The sequence below is a fragment of the Streptomyces sp. NPDC001770 genome, from assembly GCF_053596135.1.
Map to the genome: position 1 here is coordinate 224,663 of NZ_JBSFFN010000004.1, position 23,939 is coordinate 248,601.

The following is a 23,939-nucleotide window of genomic DNA, read 5'->3' on the forward strand; positions in this document are numbered from 1 at the left end:
ACGGCACGGTGCGGCGCGGGAAGAAATCCGGTGTGCCGTCCGCTGCACCTGACATGACTTCCGTCAAGGGACACCTCATCACCGTCGAGCCCGGTACCGACCACGTACGCGTCGTCCGCGACGGCCAGGTGCTGGCCGAAAGCCGACGGCCGCTCGTGCTGCGCGAGACCGGCTGCCCGGTCCGCTACTACCTGCCGCCCGAGGACGTCCGTACCGAGCTGCTGACGGCCTCCGGCACCCGGACTCACTGCCCGTTCAAGGGAGATGCCTCCTACTGGTCGGTGCCCGGAGCGGACGATCTCGTCTGGGGCTACCTCGATCCGAAGCCCGAAGTGGCGGCGATCAAGGACCACTTCTGCTTCTACGAGACCGAAACAGTCGTCGACTGAGCGTCACCGCCGCGCACAGGCAAGGGTTTTGAGCCTCCTTCGACCGGTGGAGAGAAAATGCGCGCGGCAGCGATGAGTTCTCCGGGCACCCGGGGTCTGCCCTCCCATGGACAGGATTCTCTCGCTGGACGGCACCCCGATCGCCTGCCGCAGACAGGGCGAAGGCGCGCCGGTGGTGCTGGTCGGGGGCGCGCTGAGCACCGCCGCGACCGAGGGCCCGCTGGCCGCGCTGCTCGCGCGCCGCTTCACCGTCGTGACGTACGACCGCCGGGGCCGGGGCGGCAGCGGGGCCGGTCCGGGCGGTCCGTACGCGGCGGCCCGGGAGATCGAGGACCTCGCGGCGGTCGTCGGGGTCGCGGACGGGCCGGTCTCGGTGTTCGGCATGTCCTCGGGCGGGGCGCTGGCGCTGGAGGCGCAGGCGGCGGGCGTGCCCATGGAGGTGCTGGCGGTGTTCGAGCCGCCCTACACCCCGGGCGAGGAGGGTCTGCGCTACAAGGCGCGGTGCACGGCGGAGCTGCGGGAGCGGCTGGCGGCCGGCGACCGGGGCGGGGCGGTGGAGCTGTTCCTGGTACGGACGGGCGTGGAGCCGGAGACGGTGGCGCGGATGCGGCGGGCACCGCTGTGGGCGGGGCTGGAGGAGCTGGCGCACACGCTGGAGTACGACGACGCCCTGCTCGGTGACGGGGCTCCCCCGCTGGAGCGGTTCGGGGCGGTGACCGCCCGCACCCTGGTCGTCAGCGGCGGGTTCAGCGCGGACCCGGTGCGGGAGACGGCGCTGGCGCTGACCGGGGCGATCCCGGGGGCCCGGCACCGGACGCTGAGCGGCCAGACCAGGGAGCTCGCCCCGCAGGTGCTCGCCCCGGTCCTGGCGTCCTTCTTCGCCCGCCGGGGGCTGGTTCCCCAGGTGTGAGGCGAGGTCCCGTGGCCGGGCGGACGCGCCGGCCACGGGGCTCCCGCGTTCAGGAGGCGGTGGGGGCCGTCTCGCGCCGGACGGTGGTCGCGATGGTGGCCGAGCCGACGACCCGGGTGCCGTCGTAGAGGACGACCGCCTGGCCGGGGGCGATCCCGCGCACCGGCTCGGCGAAGGAGACGTGCAGGGTGCCGTCGACCAGCTCGGCGGTGACCTCGGTCTCGCCTCCGTGGGCGCGCAGCTGCGCGGTGTAGGTGCCGGGGCCCGCCGGGGCGGTGCCGCACCAGCGCGGCTTGATGGCGGTGAGGGCCGTGACGTCGAGGGCCTCCACCGGGCCGACCGTGACGGTGTTGTTCACCGGGGAGATGTCCAGGACGTAGCGCGGCTTCCCGTCGGGGGCCGGGTGGCCGATGCGCAGGCCCTTGCGCTGTCCGATGGTGAAGCCGAAGGCCCCGTCGTGGGTGCCGAGCCTGGCGCCCGACTCGTCCACGATGTCGCCCTCGGCCTTGCCGCCGAGCCGGCTCGCCAGGAAGCCCTGGGTGTCGCCGTCCGCGATGAAGCAGATGTCGTGGCTGTCGGGCTTCTTGGCGACGGCCAGTCCGCGCGCCTCGGCCTCGGCGCGGATCTCCTCCTTGGTGGTGAGGGTGTCACCGAGCGGGAACATCGCGTGTGCGAGCTGCTTCTCGTCCAGCACCCCGAGGACGTAGCTCTGGTCCTTGGCCATGTCGGAGGCGCGGTGCAGCTCGCGGCTGCCGTCCTCGTTCAGGACGACGGTGGCGTAGTGGCCGGTGCACACCGCGTCGAAGCCGAGGGCGAGCGCCTTGTCGAGCAGCGCCGCGAACTTGATCTTCTCGTTGCAGCGCAGGCAGGGGTTGGGCGTGCGCCCGGCCTCGTACTCCGCGACGAAGTCCTCCACGACGTCCTCGCGGAAGCGTTCCGCGAGGTCCCACACGTAGAACGGGATGCCGATGACGTCCGCCGCCCGGCGGGCGTCCCGGGAGTCCTCGATGGTGCAACAGCCGCGCGCTCCGGTACGGAACGACTGGGGGTTCGCGGAGAGGGCGAGGTGCACACCGGTCACGTCGTGCCCCGCCTCGGCGGCGCGCGCGGCGGCGACGGCGGAGTCGACTCCGCCGGACATGGCGGCGAGCACGCGGAGGGGGCGCTGGGAAGTCTGAGTCATAGCCCGTCCAGAGTACGGGTCTCCTGGAACCGATCGCCCGCGGATATGCGTTGCAGCTGTCATGGGAACCACGGGAGGCAGCGGCTCCGGCCGGGACGGGACGGGCGACGGGGTGAGCCGTCGCACCCTGCTGATCGGCGGCTCGGCCATGGCCGCGGCGGTCACGGCCGCCGCTGTGGCCCGGGACGAGCTGAAGCACGCGTGGTGGCGGCTGCCAGGCGTGGAGCGGCCGCGCACCCCCGGTGAGCTGGACTACGCGGGGGCCCGCTGGACGGCCGCCTCCGAGGCGAACTGGCGGCGCGCGGACCGCCCCGACGACTTCTCCATAGACCGGGTGGTCGTCCATGTCACGCAGGGCAGTCTGGCGAGCGCGGTGCGGGTCTTCCAGGACCCGGCGCACCGGGCCGCCGCGCACTACCTGGTGGGCCAGGACGGGTCGGTGACCCAGATGATCCGGGAGCTGGACGTGGCGTTCCACGCGGGCAACCGCGCGTACAACGAGCGGAGCGTGGGGATCGAGCACGAAGGGTTCGTGGACCGCCCGAAGGACTTCACCACCGCGATGTACGCCTCCTCGGCACGGCTGACGGCCTCGGTCTGCGGGCGGTACGGCATCCCCGTCGACCGGGAGCACGTCGTCGGACATGTGGAGGTGCCGGGGACGGACCACACCGACCCGGGCCCGTACTGGGACTGGGACCGGTACATGGAGCTGGTCCGGCGGGCGTCCTCCGCCCGCGGCGCCTGAGCGGGGCGCCGCTCCCCCCGGCCGGTCAGCTGAGTCCGGCGGTGCGGGCGCGTTCGACGGCGGGGCCGATCGCGCGGGCCACGGCGGCGACGTCCTCGGCGGTCGAGGTGTGGCCGAGCGAGAAGCGCAGGGTGCCGCGCGCCAGGTCGGGGTCGGTGCCGGTGGCCAGCAGGACGTGGCTGGGCTGGGCGATCCCTGCGGTGCAGGCGGAGCCGGTGGAGCACTCGATGCCCTGGGCGTCCAGCAGCAGCAGGAGGGAGTCGCCCTCGCAGCCGGGGAAGCTGAAGTGGGCGTTGGCCGGGAGCCGGCCGCCCGGCGCCGGGTCGCCGCCGAGCACGGCGTCCGGTACGGCCTTCAGCACGGCCGCGACCAGGTCGTCGCGGAGCCCTCCGACGCGGCGGGCGAACTCCTCGCGGTGGCGGGCGGCGTGCTCCCCGGCGACAGCGAAGGCGGCGACGGCGGGCACATCGAGGGTGCCGGACCGCACGTGCCGCTCCTGGCCCCCTCCGTGCAGTACGGGTACGGGGGTGTGGGCGCGGCCCAGCAGCAGGGCGCCGATGCCGAACGGGCCGCCGATCTTGTGCGCGCTGACCGTCATGGCGGCGAGCCCGGAGTCGGCGAAACCGACCTCCAGCTGACCGAAGGCCTGCACCGCGTCGGCGTGCATCGGGATCCCGAACCCGGAGGCGACGGAGGCGAGTTCGCGGACCGGCATGACGGTGCCGATCTCGTTGTTGGCCCACATCACGGTGATCATCGCGACGTCGTCGGGGTCGCGGAGGATCGCCTCGCGGAGCGCCTCGGGGTGCACCCGGCCGTACCGGTCGACGGGGAGGTACTCGACGGTCGCGCCCTCGTGCTCGGCGAGCCAGTCGACCGCGTCCAGCACGGCGTGGTGCTCGACCGGACCGGCCAGCACCCGGGTGCGCCGGGGGTCGGCGTCGCGGCGGGCCCAGTACAGGCCCTTGACGGCGAGGTTGTCGGCCTCGGTACCGCCCGAGGTGAAGACCACCTCGCTGGGGCGGGCGCCGAGGGCGTCGGCGAGGGTCTCTCTGGACTCCTCGACGGTACGGCGGGCCCGGCGCCCGGCTGCGTGCAGGGAGGACGCGTTGCCGGTCGCGGCGAGCTGCGCGGTCATCGCCGCGATCGCCTCCGGAAGCATCGGCGTGGTCGCGGCGTGGTCGAGGTAAGCCATGGTGCGTCCGATTCTACGAGCCCCAGGCGACCGTCCCGTGAGCGGTGACCAACACCGCGAGAACGACGAGGTCGGCGACGCCCAGCGCGAGCCCCAGGAACGCCCGTCCGCGGCGCTCGGTGGACCGGGCGAGAGCGATCAGCGCCATGACGACGGCGGCCGGGCCGAGCAGCAGGTTGAACACCAGCAGGCCCAGCAGCCCGAGGACGAACGAGGCGACGGCGAGGCTGTCGGCGTCCCGGACACGCTCCCCGGCCGCCGCCTTGCCGGCGGTCGCGGGCCGGGTGTCCGTGCCGGCGGCCTCCGCGGGCCGGGTATCGGCGGTGGCGGCCTCCGCGGGCCGGGTGCCGGGGCCGGTCCGGTGGCCCGGGCGCAGGACCGGGGCGACGAGCGAGGAGAGGGCCATGGTGCGGGCTCCTTCGGTCGGATGCGAGCGGGTCGGAAACGAGCGGGCCGGATGCGAATGGTCCGACGGGAGGGGAACGGGCACCGCGGTCGCCAGGGTCAGTGCGAACGGCGCTCTCGGACCGCGAAGCCGATCAGCCAGCAGCCGATCACGGCGGCGGATGCCAGGGTCAGCGCGAGCGGGAGGTGCGCGACCGCCCCGAGCACGAGCCCGAACAGGAGCAGAGCGGCGACGAGGACGAACATGAGCGGCCTTTCTGGACGGCGGCCGGAACAGTGAGAGTACGACTGTTCACTGACCACCCAGTCTAAACCTGCCTCCGCTTCCCCGACTCGGAGAACAGTTGTTTACTGAATGGCATGAGTCACATCGCCGGAGCCCGCCAGGCCCAGAAGTTGAGGACACGTCAGGCCCTGCTGGACGCGGCCCTCCAGCTCCTGGAGCACCAGAGCCTGAGCAGCCTGGGCCTGCGCGAGGTGACCCGGGCGGCCGGAGTCGCCCCCACCGCCTTCTACCGCCACTTCGAGGACACGGCCGCGCTCGGGGTGGCGCTGGTCGACCAGACGCTCGGCAGCCTGCACGGCTTGATCGGCGCGGTCCTCGCCGAGGCCGGGGACAGCGGGGAGCGGCTGGAGCGGAGCGTCGCGGCGATCGCGGGCCATGTGGCCGCGCGGCCCGCGCACTTCCGCTTCATCGCCCGGGAGCAGCACGGCGGGGTGGCCCGGGTCCGCACGGCCATCGCGGAGCAACTCGCGCTGTTCGCAAGGGAGGTGGCCGACGCGCTGGCCGGACAGGAGGAGTCGGCGGGGTGGAGCCGGGAGGATCTGCTGATGCTGGGCGGGCTCCATGTCGACCACATGGTGATCACTGCCTCCGCCCTGCTGGACGCGGCGCCCGGCACCGAGGACGAGGTCGTCCGGGTGGCCCGGCGGCGCCTGCGGCTGATCACCCTGGGGCGCCGCCACTGGCTGGACGACCCGGCTCCCGGCCGCCACGGGCCAAAGGGGTGAACCCGGACCGCGCGCTCCGGGCGGAGCCGCGCCGCTCGGCGGCGGCTTCGCCCCCAACCGGTGTCGCGGCGCCAGGAAGCCCGCCCGTCCGACCCGGATCGCTACGGCGTCAGCACGATCCGGCCGAAGACCTCGCCCGCGTCCATCTTCCGGTGCGCCTGCACGGCCGCGTCCAGGGGCAGCACTCCGTGTACCACCGTCTCGATCTCGCCCCGGCCCGCCGCGGCGAACTGCTCGCTCCGCACGGCACGCCGGTCGTCCTCGGTGACCGTGGCCGCGCTGAAGGCGCCGAAGGTCATCGACTTCTGGAACGCCGCCATGATCTTCGTGCCGAAGTCCGCCGGTGGCTGGCCGGCGACGGCACCCACGGCCACCATGCGGCCGTTGGGGTTGAGCCGGTCGAAGAACGACGGCATGTCCTGGCCGGCCACCACGTCGATGATGACGTCGTACCCTGCGGGAGCATCGCCCCCTCCTCCGCCGGAGCGGTCCAGTACGTGGGTCGAGCCGAGGCGGCGCAGCCGCTCGCCCCGCTCGTACGAGGAGGTGGTGACCGCCACCGCGGCGGCGCCGAGGCGAGCGGCGAGCTGGACCGTCATGATCCCGATGCTGCCGGCCGCACCACGCACCAGGACGGTCTCCCCGGGAGCGAAGCGGGCGTGGCGGAGCCCGAAGTGGGCCACCACACCGGCGCTGCCGAGTGTCACCGCGTCGACCGGGGACAGGTTCGCGGGCAGGGGGACGATCTCCCCGGCCGGCGCGAGTGCCTGCTCGGCGTAGCCGCCGCCGGTGCCGGTGGCGGCCCACACCCGCTCGCCGGTCCACGCGTCGTCGACGCCGTCACCGACCGCGATCACGGTGCCCGCCACCTCGCCGCCCGGGACGTGGCCCTCCGTGAAGCCGTAGGCGGCCAGCGCCCCGCTCCTGATCACGGTGTCGACTCCGCCCACGCCCACGGCCTCGGTGGCGATCACCACCTGTCCGGCAGCGGGTACGGGAGCCGGCAGGTCGACCACGGCCATGCCCTCCGGGGCTCCGAACCTCTGGATCACAATGGCCTTCAATGCCGTCTCCCCTGCTCCCGTACCGACCGTACCGACCCCTGATCTCGGGCCGACGCTAACGGACGCCCCCGTCCGTTTGGCTAAAGTGAGAGCATGGCCGAGCGTTTGCCTCACACCCGGCGTTCCGACGCGCTGGACAACCGCGCACGCATCCTCGATGCGGCCCGAGCGCTGTTCTCGGCCGACGGACTGGACGTGCCGTTGCGGGAGATCGCGCGGCGCGCGGGGGTCGGACCCGCCACGCTGTACCGCCACTTCCCGACCAAGCAGGCACTGGCCACCGAGGCCTTCGCGGACCAGTTGCGCGCGTGCCGCACCATCGTCGACGAGGGGTGCGCCGATCCCGATCCGTGGCGTGGGCTCTGCCTGGTGATCCAGGAGATCTGTGAGCTGCACGCGCGGGACCGGGGTTTCGGTGAGGCCTTCCTGTCGGCCTTCCCGGGGGCGCCGGACGTCGCGGGCCGCGCGTACACGGTGGAGGCGGTCGCCGGGCTGGCGCGGCGGGCCAAGGAGGCGGGGCGTCTGCGGTCCGACTTCGTCCTGGACGACCTCATCCTCTTCCTCATGGCCAACAAGGGGATCCGTACGAGATCGGCCGGCACCCGGGTGGCGGCCTCCCGGCGCTTCGCGGCCCTGGCGATCCAGGCGCTCGCGGCCGGCCCCCGGCACGCACCACTGCCGCCGGCGGCCGGGCTGGTGTCCGAGGCCGGCGCACCGGACAGCGCCTGACCCCGGGCGAACCGTACCGGCAGGTGTCAGGGTGCTTCACTCGCGGAGAGCGGAGTGGCGATGTCCTCCAGCGACTTCTGCTCGGCTGGCACCGCGAAGAACACCGCGACCAGCCCGGCGGCCACCATCAGCCCCGCCCCGACGCAGAACGCGATGACCGCGTCCCCCACGACCCCGCTCGCCGTGAGCCCGGAGAAGATCAGGGGCCCGGAGATGCCGCCCGCGGCCGTACCGATGGCGTAGAAGAAGGCGATCGCCATCGCCCGGGTCTCCATCGGAAAGATCTCACTGACCGTCAGGTAGGCCGAACTCGCCCCGGCCGAGGCGAAGAACAGCACCACGCACCAGCAGAGGGTCATGGTGGTGGCGGTGAGCACCCCCGCGCCGAACAGCCCGGCGGTGCCGAACAGCAGCGCGCCGGAGAGGATGTAGGTCCCCGCGATCATCGGGCGGCGGCCCCAGGTGTCGAAGAGCCGCCCGAGCAGCAGCGGGCCGAGGAAGTTGCCGAAGGCGATGACGGCGAAGAAGTACCCGGTCGTCCCGCTGGAGACGTCGAAGAACTTCACCAGGATCGAGCCGAACCCGAAGGTGATGGCGTTGTACAGGAACGCCTGGCCGATGAAGAGCGAGAAGCCGAGCGTCGCCCGCTTCGGGTAGTCGCGGAAGAGGGTGCGGGCGATCTCCACGAAGCCGATGCTGCGCCGCTGCTCGATGGTGATCGCGGTCTCCGCCTCCGGGAGCGGGCGGCCCTTCTCCTCCTCGATCGCCTTCTCCGCCTCGTCGACGATGCGTTCGGCGCCCTCGGAGTGCCCGTGGATGAACATCCACCGGGGGCTCTCGGGCACGTGCCGTCGGACCAGCAGGATGACCAGGCCGAGAACCACGCCGAGGGCGAAGGTGAGCCGCCAGCCGATGTTCTTCGGGAAGATGTCGGTGTTCAGCGCGAGCACGGAGAGCAGTGCGCCGCCCATCGCGCCCAGCCAGTAGCTGCCGTTGATGATCAGGTCGACGCGGCCCCGGTACTTGCTCGGGATCAGCTCGTCGATGGCGGAGTTGATGGCCGCGTATTCGCCACCGATACCGAAGCCGGTGAAGAAGCGGAAGAGGAAGAACCACCAGACGGAGAAGGAGACGGCGGTCAGCGCGGTGGCGGCGAGGTAGACCGCGAGGGTGATCAGGAACAGCTTCTTGCGGCCGAAGCGGTCGGTGAGCCAGCCGAAGAAGAGGGCGCCCGAGCACGCCCCGGCGACGTAGAGGGCCGCCGCGAGCCCGGTGACCTGGGCGTCGGTGATCGGCAGTCCGCTGCCGTCCTCGGAGAGGCGGCTGGCGATGTTCCCGACGACGGTCACCTCCAGACCGTCCAGGATCCAGACCGTCCCGAGGCCGATCACGATCATCCAGTGCCATCGTGACCAGGGCAGTCGGTCCAGGCGGGCCGGGACCTTGGTGGTGATGGTCCCGAGACCCGTTCCCTCGGTGTGACTCATGGGGCGTTGCCTTCCTGGGGTCCGGCGTCACTGCACCGCCGCTCGGCGCTGAGTCCGGGTACCCGGGAGCCTTCGGGAGCAAACGACCCGTCAGGGCCGGTGCCGGCGAGCACCGCTCCTCCGGGCGCCGGTCCGGCGGGAAGCCGTGTCCGAGGGGCCGGGGCCGGGGCCCGGACAGCACAGGACCCGTCCGGCGGTCCACCGGACGGGTCGGGAAGCGGGACGGTAAGCAGCCCGGGAAGCGGGACGGGGCGGCGCTGCGGGCGGGCCCCGGGTCAGCCCCGCGGTGCCCGGGCGAGCTGGCGGGACTGGGCGACGAGCCGGTCCGCGCTGTCCCACACCTCGGCGTCCTCCTCCAGGAAGCCTCCCGCGAGGTTGCGGGTGGTGATGGCGACGCGCAGTGGGCCGGGGGCCGGGCGGCACCGGACGTGGACGGTGAGTTCGACGGTGGGGGTCCACCCCTTGAGGCCCAGCTCGAACGCGGTCGGCGGCAGCGCGTCGACGGCGAGCAGCACCGAGAGCGGGTCCGGGTCGCGGCCGTCCGCCAGGCCGAACCAGCCGCGCATCTCGCCCTTGCCGGACGGCTTGCCGAGGGCCCAGCCGACGGTCGCGGGGTCGAGGCGGATGTCGAGCCGCTCGGTGATGGCGGAGCTGCCGGGGATCACGTCGCCGCCCGCCTCGGTGCCGAGGCACTGGTCGAGCGGCGGGATCGCCGGCGGGGCGGCGGCGGTGCGGATGTCGTCGGTGAGGGCGTCGAGGTCGCCGTAGGTGGCGAGCACCCGGATGCGGGCTATCTCGCTGCCGTCCTCGGCGTACTGGTAGAGGGTCGCCTGGCCGGTGGAGAGGGTACGTCCGGTGCGGACGGCCTCGGTACGGATGACGGCGGGGCCGGGCACGGAGGCGGTGAGGTAGTGCGCGGTGACCGAGAACGGGTCGGGGTGCGGCAGCGCGTCGCCGAGGGCACGGCCGAGAAGGGCCAGCAGGTAGCCGCCGTTGACCGCGTGGATGATGGTCCACCCCGCGGAGAGCTCCGCGTCGTAGACGCCTTCCTCGCGCCGGACGACCGCGGTGTCCCGGTCGAACTCGCTCTCCCCGACGGCCGCCCGTGCGAGGGTCGCCTGTCCGGAGGTCGCCGGTCCCGAGGTCGTCTGCCCGGTCGGTGCCGGGTGCGCTGCTGCCTGTGCCATGCCAGCACGCTACACCGGCTGATTACTGAGCGGTAGCTTTTTTGCCCGCGAGGACTTCCCACACGGGACGCAGGCCGTCTGCGCGGAGTCCCCGCACGGCCGGCCGGCCCCCCGCGCGGACTCCCCCGCGGGCGGACGGCCGTTCTCAGGTGGCCGCCGCCCCCTCCTCGCCGCTCGCCGAACGGCGGTTGTACGCGCGCGGCGCCCGCCAGTGGAACCGCATCGCCAGCAGCCGCAGGACGAACCCGGTGACGACGGCGCAGCCGCTGGACCAGCCGTTCAGGGCGTCGAACTGGATGCAGAGCGCGACCATGGAGGCCCCGACGAGTGCGGGCACCGCGTACAGGTCCCGGTCCCAGCGCAGCAGCGAGGGGATCTCGTTGGCCAGCACGTCCCGCAGTACACCGCCGCCGACCGCGGTGGCGAGGCCGAGCGCGACGGAGGCGGTCAGCCCGAGCCCGTAGTCGTACGCCTTGATCGTGCCGCTCACGGCGAAGAGGCCGAGTCCCGCCGCGTCGAAGACGTTGACGCCGACCTGGATGCGTTCGACGTGCGGGTGGAAGAAGAAGACCAGGACGGCCACGATCAGCGGGGTGAGGAAGTAGCCGAGGTCGGTGAAGGCGGCCGGTGGCACCGCCCCGATGATCACGTCACGGAAGAGCCCTCCGCCCAGCGCGGTCACCTCGGCGAGAACGGCGATGCCGAAGACATCGAAGTTCTTGCGTACGGCGAGCAGAGCGCCGGAGATCGCGAAGAAGAAGATCCCGACGACATCGAGCGCGTGCTGGACGGAGGGCGTGAACAGTTCGGTGAGCACCGGCCAATTGTGCCGGTCCTACTCCTTCGGGCCTTCCCCCGTGTCCTCGGCGCCCCCGGGCGCCTTCGGAGTGCCGGCGTCCCCGGCGGGCGCCTCCGGCGCGTCCGTCCCCGTATCCACCGCCTTCGGCGTGGCGACCACGATCGCCTCGCGCGCCTGCGGCAGTACGGTCTCCCCCGGAGCCTGGTCCGGCGCGTTCTCCGGGTGGTGGCAGGCCACTTGGTGCCCGGGCCGCAGCGCGGTCAGCGGCGGTTCCTGAGTACGGCAGACCTCGGTCGCCTTCCAGCACCGGGTGTGGAAGCGGCAGCCGCTCGGGGGCGAGATCGGCGACGGGACGTCACCGGTGAGCAGGATGCGCTCGCTCTTGGCGTTCCGGCGCCGGGGGTCCGGGACCGGCACGGCGGAGAGCAGCGCCTTGGTGTACGGGTGCATCGGCGCCTTGTAGAGCGACTCGCGGTCGGCGAGCTCCACGATCTTGCCGAGGTACATCACCGCGATCCGGTCCGAGACGTGCCGGACCACCGACAGGTCGTGGGCGATGATCACGTAGGTGAGGCCCAGCTCCTTCTGGAGGTCGTCGAGCAGGTTCACCACCTGGGCCTGGATGGAGACGTCCAGGGCGGAGACGGGCTCGTCGGCCACGACCAGCTTCGGGTTGAGCGCGAGCGCGCGGGCGATGCCGATGCGCTGGCGCTGGCCGCCGGAGAACTCGTGCGGGTAGCGGTTGTAGTGCTCGGGGCTCAGGCCCACCAGTTGCAGGAGCTCCTGGACCTTCTTCTTCACCCCGCCCTCGGGCGTCACGTCCTGGAGCCTGAACGGCGCCGAGACGATGGAGCCGATGGTGTGGCGCGGGTTGAGGGAGCCGTACGGGTCCTGGAAGATCATCTGGATGTCGCGGCGCAGCGGGCGCATCGCACCGGTCTTCAGGTCCGTGATGTCACGGCCGTCGAACTCGATCCTCCCGCCGGTCGGCTCGATCAGCTTGGTGATCACCCGGCCCATGGTCGACTTGCCGCAGCCGGACTCGCCGACGACGCCCAGGGTCTCCCCCTTGCGGACCTCGAAGTCGAGACCGTCGACGGCCTTCACCGCCGCCACCTGCCGCTGCAGGATGCCCTTCTTGATCGGGAAGTGCTTGACCAGGCCCTCGACCTTGAGCAGCACCTCCCGGTCCTCGGCCGCCTTCGCCTGCCGCGGGAGCCCGGCCCCGGCCGTGTCCGTCTTCGTCGTCTCACTCACAGCTTCGGCGCAATCTCTTCGGTCCAGATCCGCGTGCGGTCCTCCGGCGAGAGGTGGCAGGCGGAGAAGTGCCCGCTGCCGACCGCGTGCAGGTCGGGGCGCTCGGTACGGGTGATGCCGCCCTTGGGGATGTCCGCGTAGGGGCAGCGCGGGTGGAACGCGCAGCCCGACGGGACGTTGATGAGGCTCGGCGGCTGGCCCTTGACGGGGACGAGACGCTCGGTCTGCTCCCGGTCGATGCGCGGCATCGAGCCGAGCAGACCCCAGGTGTACGGGTGCTGGGGCTGGGAGAAGATCGCGTCCACCGGTCCGCGCTCCACGCACCGGCCGCCGTACATCACGAGGACCTGGTCGGCGATCTCGGCGACCACCCCGAGGTCGTGCGTGATGAGGACGACCGCGGAGTCGAACTCCTTCTGCAGGTCCCGGATGAGGTCGAGGATCTGCGCCTGCACGGTGACGTCGAGAGCGGTGGTGGGCTCGTCGGCGATGAGCAGCTGCGGGTTGTTGGCGAGCGCCATCGCGATCATCGCGCGCTGGCGCATGCCGCCGGAGAACTCGTGCGGGTAGCTGTCGACGCGCTTGGCGGGTTCGGGGATGCCCACCCGGTCCAGCAGCTCGACGGCCCGCTTGCGCGCGGCCTTCTTCGTCACGTCGTTGTGGACGCGGTACGCCTCCACGATCTGGTTGCCGACCGTGTAGTACGGGTGCATCGCGGACAGCGGGTCCTGGAAGATCATCGCCATGTCTCGGCCGCGCAGCCGGCGGACCTCGTCGGGCGCGGCGCCGATCAGCTCCTTGCCGTCCAGCCAGATCTCGCCGCTCATCCGTACGTTCTTGCCCCGGGCGCCGAGCCGGTGCAGGCCCATGATCGCCAGGGAGGTGACGGACTTGCCGGAACCGGACTCGCCCACGATGGAGAGGGTCTGGCCCTTCTCCAGGCGGAAGCTGAGCCCGTCGACGGACTTGACGAGGCCGTCGTCGGTCGGGAAGTGCACCTTGAGGTCGCGCACTTCGAGGAAGGCGGTCGGTGCCGCCGATCCGGCGGCGGGCACCGGGTCGCCCACTGCGGCGGCCGTCTTGGACAGTTCGGTCACGAGAGCCTCACCCGCGGGTCGGCGGCGGCGTAGAGAAGGTCCACCAGGAGATTGCAGAGCACGACGAAGAACGCGGCGATCAGGGTGACGCCGAGGACCGGCGGCAGGTCGTTGTCGGTGATCGCCTGCACCGCGTACTCGCCGATGCCGTGCAGGGAGAACACCCGCTCGGTGATCAGCGCGCCGCCGAGGAGCAGGCCGAGGTCCATGCCGAACACGGTGATGATCGGAGTGAGCGCGGCGCGCAGGCCGTGCCGGGCGACCACCGTGCGTTCGGGCAGGCCCTTGGAGCGGGCCGTGCGGATGAAGTCCTCGTTCATCGTCTCCAGCATCCCCGAGCGGGTGAGCCGCGCGTAGACGGCCGAGTACAGGAGCGCCAGTGAACACCAGGCGGGAATGAGGGTGTTGGCCCACTGCGCCGGGTTCTCGGTGATCGGGACGTACGTCCGGCCGAAGATCGGCCACTGGTAGGTGAAGAGCAGCAGCGCCAGCTGGCCGGTGAAGAACATGGGCAGCGAGACACCCGCGAGGGCGACGCCCATGAAGGTGCGGTCGAAGAACGAGCCCGGCTTGAGCGCGGAGATCACCCCGACCGTGACGCCGGAGGCCAGCCAGATCACGGCCGCGCCCGCGGCGAGCGACAGCGTCACCGGAAGGCGCGAGGTCAGCTCGGGCCAGACTTCGACGTGGTTCTTGAAGGAGTAGCCGAAGCACGGCGCGCCGCAGTGCGCCGTGGTGGGGCCGAGGTCGTAGGTCGCGCCGCCGACGATCCCCTTGATGAAGTGCCAGTACTGCACGTAGACAGGCTGGTCCAGGCCGAGGTTGTGCTTGACCGCCGCGATGTCCGCGGCCGTGGGGCTCTTCCCGATGTACTGCTGCGCCAGCTGGTCGGGAGTCTGGCCGGCGAGCCTGGGCAGCAGGAAGAAGATGCCAAAGGTGACCGCTGTGACGACCAGCAGCAGGACCACTGCCGCGACCGTCCGGCGGAGGATGTACGAGATCACGGGGATCGGCGCCGGTTGCCGCAGGCCTCTCGGCCTGCGGCAACCAATGCCTTCACCTGCCTTCCGGGGCTGCTACTTCTTGGTCGTGCCGATGTTGAGGTAGTCGTACTCGCCGCTGAAGGCCGACGTGGACACCAGGTTGGTGGCGTACGGCGAGCGGTAGAGCAGGACCTTGAAGTAGGTCAGCGGAACGATGACCGCCTCGTCCATGGTCGTCTGGTCGACCTCCGCGTACAGCTTGTTGCGCTCGGCGACGTCGGGCGCCGCGATGGCCTGGGCCAGCTTCGCGTCGACCGTCTTGTTCTCGAACTGCGAGAGGTTGGTGTTGCCGGACTCGCCGATCGCCTTGCTGTTCAGGATCTGCTGGAGGAAGCCGTAGCCGGACGGCCAGTCGGCGCCCCACTGCATCATGATGATGCCGACGTTGTTCTTCAGGTTGAACGCGGGGACGCCCGCGTAGTCGGTGAAGTACTTGCCCGACGGGTACTGCTTCAGGGAGGCGTCGATGCCGACCTTCTTCAGCGACGCGATGATCGCCGTGGCCGCGTCGACCTCTTCCTGGCGGTCGCTGCGCGCGGTGATGCTGGTCGTGATCTTTTCCTGGCCGCAGGCCTTCAGGTGCTCCTTGGCCTTGGCCGCGTCGCCCTTGCCGCCGTCGGTCGCGTACGCGTCCGCCTTCTCGTAACCGGTGATGTCCGGCGGGAGGACGGTGCTGGCGACGTCACCGCGGATGCTGCCGCCCTCGGCGGTCTGTACGGAGACCTTGTCGATGGCGTACTGGACCGCCTTGCGGCACTCCACGTTGTCGAACGGCTTCACCTTGGTGTTGATCGCCGCGTAGACCAGGCGGCCACCGTAGGTGTTGTCGGTGTTCGCCTTCTTCTTCGGGTCGCTGACCAGCTGCGCCTGCGTCTGGGTCTCGACGCCCTTGCCCTGGAGGTCGATCAGCGTGTCGCCGGACTGGAGGTCCTGATCGATCGTCGACTGGTTGACCTTCAGGTTGACGACGATCTTGTCCGGGTACTGCTTGCGCAGCGGGTCGGTCTTGGCGTCCCAGTTCTCGTTGCGCACCAGGACGGCCTGCTTGCCCTCGGTGTAGCTCTGGAACTTGTACGAGCCCGAGGACACGATCTTCTTGACGTAGTCGACGCCGGTGTCCTTGGCCTGCGGGACCGGGGCCGTCTGCGGCGTGGCGACCAGGTAGTCGAACTCCTGGAAGGCCTGGTTCAGGTGGAAGACGATCGTGGTGTCGTCCGGCGTCTCGATGGACTTGAGGCCCTCGGCGCTCTTGTCCTTGTACGGGCCCGTGTACTTGTCGCCGCCCTCGAGGAACTGCTGGAAGTAGTTGGGGCCCAGCGAGAGGACGTCACGCGCGAAGTTCGAGCGCTCGACGGCGTACTTGACGTCCTTGGACGTGATCGGCGACCCGTCCTCGTACTTGACGCCGGCGCGCAGCTTGTACGTCCAGGTCTTGCCGCCGTCGCTCTGGGTGCCCGGCTCGGAAGCGAGGTCGGGAACGAGCGTGTTGCCCTTCTCGCCGGCGTCCGGCTTGAAGGTCATCAGCGGGCGGGCGTACAGCCGGCTGAAGTTGTACATGTACGCGTAGTAGGTGTTGCCCGGGTCGAACGAGTCCGGGACGTCCGACATCGCGTAGGTGACCGTGCCACCCTTCGCGGTGGAGGCGTTGACGACATCCTTCGTCGCGGCGTCCGCGCCGGCGGACTTGGTCTCGCCGTCGCTCTTTCCGTCGTCTGCCTTGCTGCAGCCGGCGAGCAGCAGGGTCACGCTGCCCAGGGCCGCGACAGCGGCTAGTGATGACCTTCGCATGATGGTCGGAATCCCCTTCATTGTCGGAAACTTGTGGAGCTCTCTGCGCGGACGGAGTCAGCGGCTGCGCGGGTCGAGAGCGTCGCGGAGACCGTCACCGAGCAGGTTGAACGCGAGCACGGTGACGAAGATGGCAAGGCCCGGCACGACCATGTACTGGGGATCGATCTGGAAGTAGTCGACCGCCTGGTTGAGCATGCCGCCCCACGACGCCTGGGGCGGCTGGATGCCGACGCCCAGGAAGCTGAGTGAAGCCTCGAAAATGATGTTGGTCGGGATGAGCAGCGTCGAGTAGACGATGATCGGGCCGACCAGGTTGGGCAGCAGCTCCCGGAAGAGGATGTAGGGGCCGCCGGCTCCCATGCCGCGGGACGCGTCGACGAACTCGCGCTCGCGCAGGGCAAGGGTCTGCCCCCGGACGATCCGTCCCAGATAGGGCCAGTTGAAGAAGCCGATGACGAAGATCAGCACACTGATGTGGAGCGGCAGCCCGTCGAGCCCGAAGGCGCCGCCCTGCAGCGTGGCGGAGATGGCGATCGCGAACAGCAGCAGCGGGAAGGCGAGGAAGGTGTCCATCAGGCGGCTGATGACGGAGTCGACCCGCCCGCCGTAGTACCCGGCCACCACGCCGAGGATGGTGCCGATGACGTTCGAGAGCACGGTGGCGCCGAAGGCGACCACCAGGGACACCCAGGAGCCCTCCAGGATGCGGGCGAGGATGTCACGCCCGAACTTCGGCTCCACACCGAGCGGGTGATCGAGGCTCATGCCGCCGAACCCGCCCTTGGGCAGCGAGGTGTTGCTGTCGATCAGATCCTGGTGGAAGGCGTTCGGATCGAGGTCCAGCAGGGACTGGAGCGGCCGGGAGAAGGCGGCGATCACGATCAGCAGGACGACGACGACACCGCCGACGACGGCCACCTTGTCCCGTTTGAAGCGGATCCAGGCGATCCGTCCGAGCGAACGCCCCTCGATCTCCTTGGACTTGATGCCCTCGTCGAGCACAGCCTCCGGCTGCGCCCCGGCAGCCGCCCCGGTGGTCTCGATCGGTGCGGTCACAGCGCCCTGACCCTTCCAGCCGGTGGTCACCGGCCTCTGCAACGCCGCTGTCGACGGCTCGCCTTGCCTATGAGATGCCCAGTGGCCGCAGATGATGCGACCCCGCTGAGCAGCTGAACTCTGTCGTGGAACCACTCACGGAATCGGCGACCCCATGCATGACACGGGAGTCTTCAGCGTGTATGCGATCAGTCGCCAGAGCTGACGGGGAAAGTATGCGCAACCGTGATGCTGGCCAGGGGCTTCCGTTATCCGAACACGGGGTTACACCCCGCGAACGGTAGGCGCTCGACGCACAAATGGGCATACGGGCAGACGAGTTCGATGTTCACCACCCGGAAACCGCTAAGCGGACATGACGGCCAGTCGGCGCGACCGGAGGGAAAGGGGGGCACAACGGCCCCGCACCACTGGGCGCGTACGGCTTCCGGGCAGCGCGGAACAGCACGGCGCGAGCGCGCCGGGAGGAGAGTGTCCCAGTGTGCGGACGCGTCAGTGGGCGGACGCGTCAGCAGGCGGGCGGGTAGCCGTCACCGCGGGCGGGTCAGTAGGCGGGCGGGTAGCCGTCACCGCGGGCGGGTCAGTAGGCGGGCGGGTAGCCGTAACCGCGGGCGGCGGACGGCGGCGCGACGGGCTGCGCGTGCGCCTCCCGGTCGTAGAACGGACGGGCGTTGGCCCGCAGCCACATCGCGACCGGGTCGTAGTCGTCGGACATCGCGACCGTGGAGACGGGGAGCCCGTCCGGGACGGCGCCGATCGTCTGTCCCATCATCGCGCGGGCCGACTCCACGGCGGCCCGTCCGGTGTCGTAGAGGTCGAGACCGATGGCGAGGTACGGGGCGCCGAGGGCGGGCTGCACCCAGGCGCGGCGCAGCGAGCGGATCGCCGGGGTGCGGTGCGCGTTCTGCGACAGCAGCGCGTAGAACTGCGGGATCTCGACGGCGGGTTCGGAGAGGGTGAGCGGTCCGGCGGGCAGCCGGTCGAGGCCGGTGGCGATCCGGCGCAGATCCAGCCACGGGATGCCGACGCCGCCACCGGGGGTGTGCGGGTTGAGCCAGATCCCCCAGTGGTCGGGGAAGAGCGAGCGGGCGATCTCCCGGCCGGTGATCACCTCGTGGGCGCGGTTCCAGCCGCTGGCCGCGAGCTCCTGCGGAGAGGTCACGCAGGGGGCGTAACCGAGGCCGTCCACCCCGATGTTGCCGTACTGGGCGTCCGGGGAGCCGGCCGTGCCGTGCCAGAGCAGCATCCAGACCTGGCCGTCCGAAAGAGCCTTCAGCAGCTCCTCGTACGTGTCGAAGCGCCCGGGGGTCACCTGGCGCAGCATGTGTTCGACCTGCCCGGCCGCCGCCGTGCCTGACGCACTCACCCTGGGTCCCGCCCCTCGTCGATTCACCGTGTCGCGCGGACGCCCCCGGGCGTGCGGGAGCGACCTCGCCATCAAACCAGCTTATGCGCCCTTACTGACACCGACTTGACGCCACCACCCGACATGCCGGACAACGGCGGGCCCGCGACCCGCCCCCGGGGAAGGGCGGCCGGCCCGTACGGCACGGCCGCTCTCCGCCTTCCCGACGAGCAGCTCATGAGGAGAACGGCTCGCCGCTGAACGGCTCGCGGCCACGGGGAGACTCATGGGGAGGACGGTTCACCTGCGGAACGGCCCACCCGACGAACGGCCCACCCGACGAACGGCCCACCCGACGAACGGCCCACGGGAAGAACGGTTCACTGGAAGAACGGCCGCACCTTCTCCACCATCCAGTCGCCGACCGGATCCTGCGCCACGTCGAGCAGGACGAGGTTGACGGGCCACGGCACCTGCACGCGGCCGAGCGCCCGGCCCAGCGCGTCCAGGGGCACGCTCCGCGTCGTCTCGTCCCACATCGACGCCTGGAACCCGGAGACGCCGATGAAGAGGACGGGGTCGCCGCCCTCGATGCTGGCCAGGGCCCGCCGGGCGGTGGCGACCAGACCGGTCTGCCGGAACTCCGCGGAGACGGCGGCGAGGAAGTCGACCGGCTCCTCCTTCCAGTCCGGCTCCCACAGCCGCACCCGGCCGCCGCCGGCCGGTCCGTCCAGCGGGGTGCTCCCGGTGCGGCAGAGCTCGGCGACGGCGGCGGGGGGCAGCGGGAGCCCGACCGCACCGCCCGGGTTCACCGCGATGCCGAGCTGCGGGGGCAGTCCGCGCGCGAACTCGCGGGCGGGCGCGACGGCGAAGGAGAGGTGGGTGCCGACACAGCTGAGGAACTGCGCCTCGGAGCTGAAGACGGGGACGAAGGCGGCGCCGTCGAACTCGACCGTCGGCAGGTCGAGGTCGGCACTGGCGGGGCTGCCGCCGTTGGGCAGCGGAATCCAGACCTGGCTGCGGCCGAGCACCTCGACGAGCCGGCCGGCCGCCTCGGGGACGCCCAGCGAGGCGCTGAGTACTTCTTCGAGCTCGTTCGCCGGCCACCCCTGGAGCTGCTGGGGCGGCATCTGTGCCGGGATGTCCACTGGCTCTGTGTCCTCTACTCGACCGTGTCCTGCGGCAGAAACAGTAACCGCCGACGGGCGTCGGCGTCCCGGCACCGGCACCGCCGTCGACGGGGCCCCGCCGACGGGAAGGCCCGGGAAGGCGATGGACCGCAGCGCCCCCGCCGCCGGGCGGTCCAGCAGCACGGCGGAGGCGCAGCCCGGGGGCAGCCGGCCGCACTCCGTGTCGCGCAGCAGCCGGCCGACCGCGCGCCGGTGCCGGGCGAAGGCGTACCCGGAGACGCCGCGTCCGCGCTGGCGCTGGCCCGCCCGGGCCGCCTCGGGGGGCACGTCGAGCAGCACCAGGTGGAGGGTGCGGCCCCGGCGCACCGCGTGGCGGGCCAGCCAGCGGCGCACCCAGGCCTGGGTCCCGCAGTCGTGGACGACGACCGCCTCGCCGGAGCGGAGCGCCCGCAGCAGCCCGTAGTAGTGGGCGGCGCGGACCAGAGGGCGGTAGAGGGCGTACGGGAGTAAGCGGGGCAGGGCAGCCGTGAAGCGGTCCCTGGTGTCCTGGGAGTCGATGGCGCGGGCGGTGACCGCGCGCCGGATCAGGGTGGACTTGCCGCTGCCGGGCAGCCCGGAGACGACGACGACATCCCCGGGGGCGAATTCCAGCCGCCGCGGTCCGTCCCCCGCCCCACCGCGCAGGTCGCGCACGGCCGGCGGCCCCTTCTCGGCGGCGGGTGGTTCCCGCCGCACCGCGACCCCCCTCCGCACCACCCCCGCGTACGGTCGCAACGACATCGGCACTCCCCCTGTCGAGTCACCCCAGCACCTGCCCACAAAGTGTAAAGAAAAGGTAATGCGCGGCAAGTCTCCCGGACGGGAGGCCGGGCGGTGGCAGGGGCGGGGGTACCGGGCGCCGGGGCCGCCCGTCCTGCGTGCGATGATGTGCGCGCAACTGCATACCGGCCGTTTGAATCCACGCGGGAGAGTCCCGGCCACCGTGTGTGCCGGGCGCCGAAGGAGCAAGTTCCTCCCTTGAATCTCTCAGGCCCCGTACCGCGTGGATGAGGCAGATCTGAAAAGCGAGCCGTCACCGGCTCCACCCAAGGTGCAAGCCGACCCGTCAGGGGCCTCTCGGCGAACCTCTCAGGTTCCGATGACAGATGGGGAGGGACCGTCCTCGTCGTCATGCCCTGCGCGCCCTGGGAGCCACCTCATGAGCACCGCCCCCCGTACGACCGCCCTCGATGCGCTGCATCGCTCGCTGGGCGCGACCATGACCGACTTCGCCGGCTGGGACATGCCGCTGCGGTACGCCAGCGAGCGTGACGAGCACAACGCGGTACGCACCCGCGCCGGGCTCTTCGACCTCTCCCACATGGGCGAGATCGCCGTCACCGGCCCCGGGGCCGTCCGCTTCCTGAACCACGCGCTCGTCGGCAACATCGGCACGGTCGGCGTCGGCCGGGCCCGCTACACGATGATCGTCCGCGAGGACGGCGGCATCCTGGACGACCTGATCGTCTACCGCCTGGCCGACGACGAGTACCTCGTGGTCGCCAACGCGGGCAACGCCCAGACCGTGCTGGACACCCTGACCGAGCGGGTCGCCGGCTTCGACGCCGAGGTCCGTGACGACCGCGACGCGTACGCGCTGATCGCCGTCCAGGGCCCCGAGTCGCCCGCCATTCTGAAGGCCGTCACCGACGCCGACCTGGACGGGCTGAAGTACTACGCGGGCCTGCCCGGCACGGTCGCCGGGGTGCCCGCGCTCATCGCCCGTACCGGCTACACCGGCGAGGACGGCTTCGAGCTCTTCGTCGCCCCGGAGCACGCCGAGGCCCTCTGGCAGGCGCTCACCGAGGCCGGTGCCCCGCACGGCCTGATCCCCTGCGGGCTCTCCTGCCGCGACACGCTGCGCCTGGAGGCGGGCATGCCGCTGTACGGGCACGAGCTGACCACCGAGCTGACCCCGTTCGACGCGGGTCTCGGCCGGGTCGTGAAGTTCGAGAAGGAGGGCGACTTCGTGGGCCGCGAAGCGCTCACCGCCGCCGCCGGACGCGCCGAGACCGCCCCGCCCCGCAAGCTCGTCGGCCTGGTCGCCGAGGGCCGCAGGGTGCCGCGCGCCGGTTTTGAGGTGGTCGCGGACGGCAAGGTGATCGGCGAGGTCACCTCCGGCGCCCCCTCCCCGACGCTGGGCAGGCCGATCGCCATGGCGTACGTGGACGCGGCGTTCGCCTCGCCCGGCACCGAGGGTGTCGGCGTCGACATCCGGGGCACCCACGAGCCGTACCAGGTCGTGGCCCTGCCCTTCTACAAGCGCCAGAAGTAGGCGTCGGCGCCCGTTCGGGCCCCGCCCACGCCCCGCCCGCCGGGCCGAACGTGACGCAGTCGCGTCTCATCCCGTAAGACCATCGTTCATCAGCACCCACCCGCGTACAGGAGAATTCAGGTCATGAGCAACCCCCAGCAGCTGCGGTACAGCAAGGAGCACGAGTGGCTGTCGGCCGTCGAGGACGGCGTGGCGACCGTCGGCATCACCGAGTACGCGGCCAACGCGCTCGGTGACGTCGTGTACGCCCAGCTTCCGGAGGTCGGCTCCACGGTGACCGCGGGCGAGACCTGCGGCGAACTGGAGTCGACCAAGTCCGTCAGCGACCTGTACTCGCCGGTCACCGGCGAGGTCACCGCGGCGAACCAGGACGTGGTGGACGACCCGTCCCTGGTGAACTCCGCCCCCTTCGAGGGTGGCTGGCTGTTCAGGGTTCGCGTCGCGGAGGAGCCGGGGGATCTGCTCACCGCCGACGAATACACCGAGTTCTCCGGCAACTGAGACCCAAGGGACCGCCTGATGTCGCTTCTCAACTCCTCCCTCCACGAGCTGGACCCGGACGTCGCCGCCGCTGTCGACGCCGAGCTCCACCGCCAGCAGTCCACCCTCGAAATGATCGCCTCGGAGAACTTCGCTCCGGTCGCCGTCATGGAGGCGCAGGGCTCCGTCCTCACCAACAAGTACGCCGAGGGCTACCCGGGCCGCCGCTACTACGGTGGCTGCGAGCACGTCGACGTGGTCGAGCAGATCGCGATCGACCGCATCAAGGAGCTCTTCGGCGCCGAGGCCGCGAACGTCCAGCCGCACTCCGGTGCGCAGGCGAACGCCGCCGCGATGTTCGCGCTGCTCAAGCCGGGCGACACGATCATGGGCCTGAACCTGGCCCACGGTGGTCACCTGACCCACGGCATGAAGATCAACTTCTCCGGCAAGCTCTACAACGTGGTCCCGTACCACGTCGGTGAGAACGGCACCGTGGACATGGACGAGGTGGAGCGCCTCGCCAAGGAGTCCCAGCCGAAGCTGATCGTGGCCGGCTGGTCCGCCTACCCCCGCCAGCTGGACTTCGCCGCCTTCCGCCGCATCGCGGACGAGGTCGGCGCGTACCTGATGGTCGACATGGCGCACTTCGCGGGCCTGGTCGCCGCGGGCCTGCACCCCAACCCGGTGCCGCACGCCCACGTCGTCACGACCACCACGCACAAGACCCTCGGCGGTCCGCGCGGTGGCGTGATCCTCTCCACCCAGGAGCTCGCCAAGAAGATCAACTCGGCGGTCTTCCCGGGTCAGCAGGGCGGCCCGCTGGAGCACGTGATCGCGGCCAAGGCCGTGTCGTTCAAGGTCGCGGCCTCGGAGGAGTTCAAGGAGCGCCAGCAGCGCACGCTGGACGGTGCCCGCATCCTCGCCGAGCGCCTGGTCCAGCCGGACGTCACCGAGGTGGGCGTCTCCGTCCTCTCCGGCGGCACCGACGTGCACCTGGTCCTGGTGGACCTGCGCAACTCCGAGCTGGACGGCCAGCAGGCCGAGGACCGGCTCCACGGGATCGGCATCACGGTCAACCGGAACGCCATCCCGAACGACCCGCGCCCGCCGATGGTCACCTCCGGCCTGCGCATCGGTACGCCGGCCCTGGCGACCCGCGGCTTCCAGGCCGAGGACTTCACCGAGGTGGCGGAGATCATCGCCTCGGCCCTGAAGCCCGCGTTCGACGCCGAGGACCTGAAGGCCCGCGTCGCCGCGCTGGCCGAGAAGTTCCCGCTGTACCCCGGCCTGGGCAAGTAGCAACCGCCCGTTCACGG

The 23,939-nt window shown here is 71.4% G+C and carries 23 protein-coding genes, 1 pseudogene and 1 riboswitch; of the genes and pseudogenes, 8 read left to right on the plus strand and 16 right to left on the minus strand.

Annotated features, from left to right (window positions below; genetic code table 11):
• Window positions 1-53: 53 nt before the first annotated feature.
• Entirely contained in the window at window positions 54-389 is a 336-nt protein-coding gene (locus ACWCSV_RS06110; RefSeq protein WP_451138944.1) for a DUF427 domain-containing protein, read from the plus strand.
• 106 nt (window positions 390-495) lie between these two features.
• A complete protein-coding gene (locus tag ACWCSV_RS06115; protein ID WP_451138946.1) occupies window positions 496-1,299 on the plus strand; it encodes an alpha/beta fold hydrolase in 804 nt (267 codons plus the stop codon).
• A 49-nt stretch (window positions 1,300-1,348) separates the two neighbouring features.
• On the opposite strand, the gene mnmA is transcribed toward ACWCSV_RS06115, so the two are convergent.
• Complete coding sequence (gene mnmA, locus ACWCSV_RS06120; RefSeq protein WP_451138948.1) at window positions 1,349-2,482, minus strand: tRNA 2-thiouridine(34) synthase MnmA; 1,134 nt, start codon at window positions 2,480-2,482, stop codon at window positions 1,349-1,351.
• Between the two features lie 61 nt (window positions 2,483-2,543).
• On the opposite strand from mnmA, the gene ACWCSV_RS06125 reads away from it, so the two are divergent.
• The gene (locus ACWCSV_RS06125; protein ID WP_451138950.1) at window positions 2,544-3,230 is read left to right on the plus strand and encodes an N-acetylmuramoyl-L-alanine amidase; all 687 of its coding nucleotides are present in this window, start codon (window positions 2,544-2,546) and stop codon (window positions 3,228-3,230) included.
• Between the two features lie 25 nt (window positions 3,231-3,255).
• On the opposite strand, the gene ACWCSV_RS06130 is transcribed toward ACWCSV_RS06125, so the two are convergent.
• The 3 genes from ACWCSV_RS06130 to ACWCSV_RS06140 form a co-directional block, all read right to left on the minus strand.
• Complete coding sequence (locus ACWCSV_RS06130) at window positions 3,256-4,425, minus strand: cysteine desulfurase family protein (RefSeq protein ID WP_451138952.1); 1,170 nt, start codon at window positions 4,423-4,425, stop codon at window positions 3,256-3,258.
• 13 nt (window positions 4,426-4,438) lie between these two features.
• Window positions 4,439-4,831 carry a DUF4190 domain-containing protein gene (locus ACWCSV_RS06135; RefSeq protein ID WP_451138954.1) on the minus strand — a complete coding sequence of 131 codons (393 nt, stop codon included), beginning with the start codon at window positions 4,829-4,831 and terminating at the stop codon, window positions 4,439-4,441.
• Between the two features lie 98 nt (window positions 4,832-4,929).
• Complete coding sequence (locus ACWCSV_RS06140) at window positions 4,930-5,076, minus strand: hypothetical protein (protein ID WP_451138956.1); 147 nt, start codon at window positions 5,074-5,076, stop codon at window positions 4,930-4,932.
• A 114-nt stretch (window positions 5,077-5,190) separates the two neighbouring features.
• Here ACWCSV_RS06140 and ACWCSV_RS06145 point away from each other — a divergent pair, with 114 nt between their 5' ends.
• Window positions 5,191-5,841, plus strand: coding sequence for a TetR family transcriptional regulator (locus ACWCSV_RS06145; RefSeq protein WP_451138958.1), 651 nt, complete (start codon window positions 5,191-5,193; stop codon window positions 5,839-5,841).
• Window positions 5,842-5,942: 101 nt separating this feature from the next.
• Here ACWCSV_RS06145 and ACWCSV_RS06150 read toward each other — a convergent pair whose 3' ends face one another.
• On the minus strand, window positions 5,943-6,905 hold the full coding sequence (locus tag ACWCSV_RS06150; protein WP_451138960.1) for a zinc-binding dehydrogenase: 963 nt from the start codon (window positions 6,903-6,905) through the stop codon (window positions 5,943-5,945).
• Between the two features lie 93 nt (window positions 6,906-6,998).
• Here ACWCSV_RS06150 and ACWCSV_RS06155 point away from each other — a divergent pair, with 93 nt between their 5' ends.
• On the plus strand, window positions 6,999-7,634 hold the full coding sequence (locus tag ACWCSV_RS06155; RefSeq protein WP_451138962.1) for a TetR/AcrR family transcriptional regulator: 636 nt from the start codon (window positions 6,999-7,001) through the stop codon (window positions 7,632-7,634).
• A gap of 26 nt (window positions 7,635-7,660) precedes the next feature.
• On the opposite strand, the gene ACWCSV_RS06160 is transcribed toward ACWCSV_RS06155, so the two are convergent.
• From ACWCSV_RS06160 to ACWCSV_RS06210, 11 genes and pseudogenes are all read right to left on the minus strand, one after another.
• Window positions 7,661-9,121 (minus strand): MFS transporter, encoded by a 1,461-nt coding sequence (locus ACWCSV_RS06160; protein ID WP_451138964.1) that lies wholly within the window; start codon window positions 9,119-9,121, stop codon window positions 7,661-7,663.
• 275 nt (window positions 9,122-9,396) lie between these two features.
• Complete coding sequence (locus ACWCSV_RS06165) at window positions 9,397-10,308, minus strand: thioesterase family protein (RefSeq protein ID WP_451138966.1); 912 nt, start codon at window positions 10,306-10,308, stop codon at window positions 9,397-9,399.
• A gap of 145 nt (window positions 10,309-10,453) precedes the next feature.
• The gene (locus tag ACWCSV_RS06170; RefSeq protein ID WP_451138968.1) at window positions 10,454-11,125 is read right to left on the minus strand and encodes a trimeric intracellular cation channel family protein; all 672 of its coding nucleotides are present in this window, start codon (window positions 11,123-11,125) and stop codon (window positions 10,454-10,456) included.
• Window positions 11,126-11,143: 18 nt separating this feature from the next.
• The gene (locus ACWCSV_RS06175; RefSeq protein ID WP_451138970.1) at window positions 11,144-12,364 is read right to left on the minus strand and encodes an ABC transporter ATP-binding protein; all 1,221 of its coding nucleotides are present in this window, start codon (window positions 12,362-12,364) and stop codon (window positions 11,144-11,146) included.
• A complete protein-coding gene (locus ACWCSV_RS06180) occupies window positions 12,361-13,461 on the minus strand; it encodes an ABC transporter ATP-binding protein (protein ID WP_451138972.1) in 1,101 nt (366 codons plus the stop codon). The genes ACWCSV_RS06175 and ACWCSV_RS06180 overlap by 4 nt, the downstream gene beginning before the upstream one ends.
• The gene (locus tag ACWCSV_RS06185) at window positions 13,458-14,465 is read right to left on the minus strand and encodes an ABC transporter permease (protein WP_451138974.1); all 1,008 of its coding nucleotides are present in this window, start codon (window positions 14,463-14,465) and stop codon (window positions 13,458-13,460) included. The genes ACWCSV_RS06180 and ACWCSV_RS06185 overlap by 4 nt, the downstream gene beginning before the upstream one ends.
• Before the next feature lie 72 nt (window positions 14,466-14,537).
• Window positions 14,538-16,292: an ABC transporter substrate-binding protein gene (locus tag ACWCSV_RS06190; RefSeq protein ID WP_451138976.1), complete on the minus strand. Its 1,755-nt coding sequence runs from the start codon at window positions 16,290-16,292 to the stop codon at window positions 14,538-14,540.
• A 57-nt stretch (window positions 16,293-16,349) separates the two neighbouring features.
• Window positions 16,350-17,351 carry an ABC transporter permease gene (locus ACWCSV_RS06195; protein ID WP_451138978.1) on the minus strand — a complete coding sequence of 334 codons (1,002 nt, stop codon included), beginning with the start codon at window positions 17,349-17,351 and terminating at the stop codon, window positions 16,350-16,352.
• A gap of 580 nt (window positions 17,352-17,931) precedes the next feature.
• Window positions 17,932-18,717, minus strand: coding sequence for an enhanced serine sensitivity protein SseB C-terminal domain-containing protein (locus tag ACWCSV_RS06200; protein WP_450772736.1), 786 nt, complete (start codon window positions 18,715-18,717; stop codon window positions 17,932-17,934).
• A gap of 359 nt (window positions 18,718-19,076) precedes the next feature.
• Window positions 19,077-19,844, minus strand: coding sequence for an enhanced serine sensitivity protein SseB (locus tag ACWCSV_RS06205; RefSeq protein ID WP_451139112.1), 768 nt, complete (start codon window positions 19,842-19,844; stop codon window positions 19,077-19,079).
• Between the two features lie 273 nt (window positions 19,845-20,117).
• A pseudogene (locus tag ACWCSV_RS06210) lies at window positions 20,118-20,606 on the minus strand (AAA family ATPase); the annotation flags it as partial.
• 173 nt (window positions 20,607-20,779) lie between these two features.
• Window positions 20,780-20,877: riboswitch (glycine riboswitch) on the plus strand.
• 147 nt (window positions 20,878-21,024) lie between these two features.
• Between ACWCSV_RS06210 and gcvT the strand changes: the two are divergent.
• The 3 genes from gcvT (at window position 21,025) to glyA (ending at window position 23,922) form a co-directional block, all read left to right on the plus strand.
• Window positions 21,025-22,140 (plus strand): glycine cleavage system aminomethyltransferase GcvT, encoded by a 1,116-nt coding sequence (gcvT, locus tag ACWCSV_RS06215; RefSeq protein ID WP_451138980.1) that lies wholly within the window; start codon window positions 21,025-21,027, stop codon window positions 22,138-22,140.
• Between the two features lie 123 nt (window positions 22,141-22,263).
• On the plus strand, window positions 22,264-22,641 hold the full coding sequence (gene gcvH, locus ACWCSV_RS06220; RefSeq protein WP_390962538.1) for a glycine cleavage system protein GcvH: 378 nt from the start codon (window positions 22,264-22,266) through the stop codon (window positions 22,639-22,641).
• 18 nt (window positions 22,642-22,659) lie between these two features.
• Entirely contained in the window at window positions 22,660-23,922 is a 1,263-nt protein-coding gene (gene glyA / locus ACWCSV_RS06225) for a serine hydroxymethyltransferase (RefSeq protein WP_451138982.1), read from the plus strand.
• The last annotated feature ends 17 nt before the right edge of the window (window positions 23,923-23,939 follow it).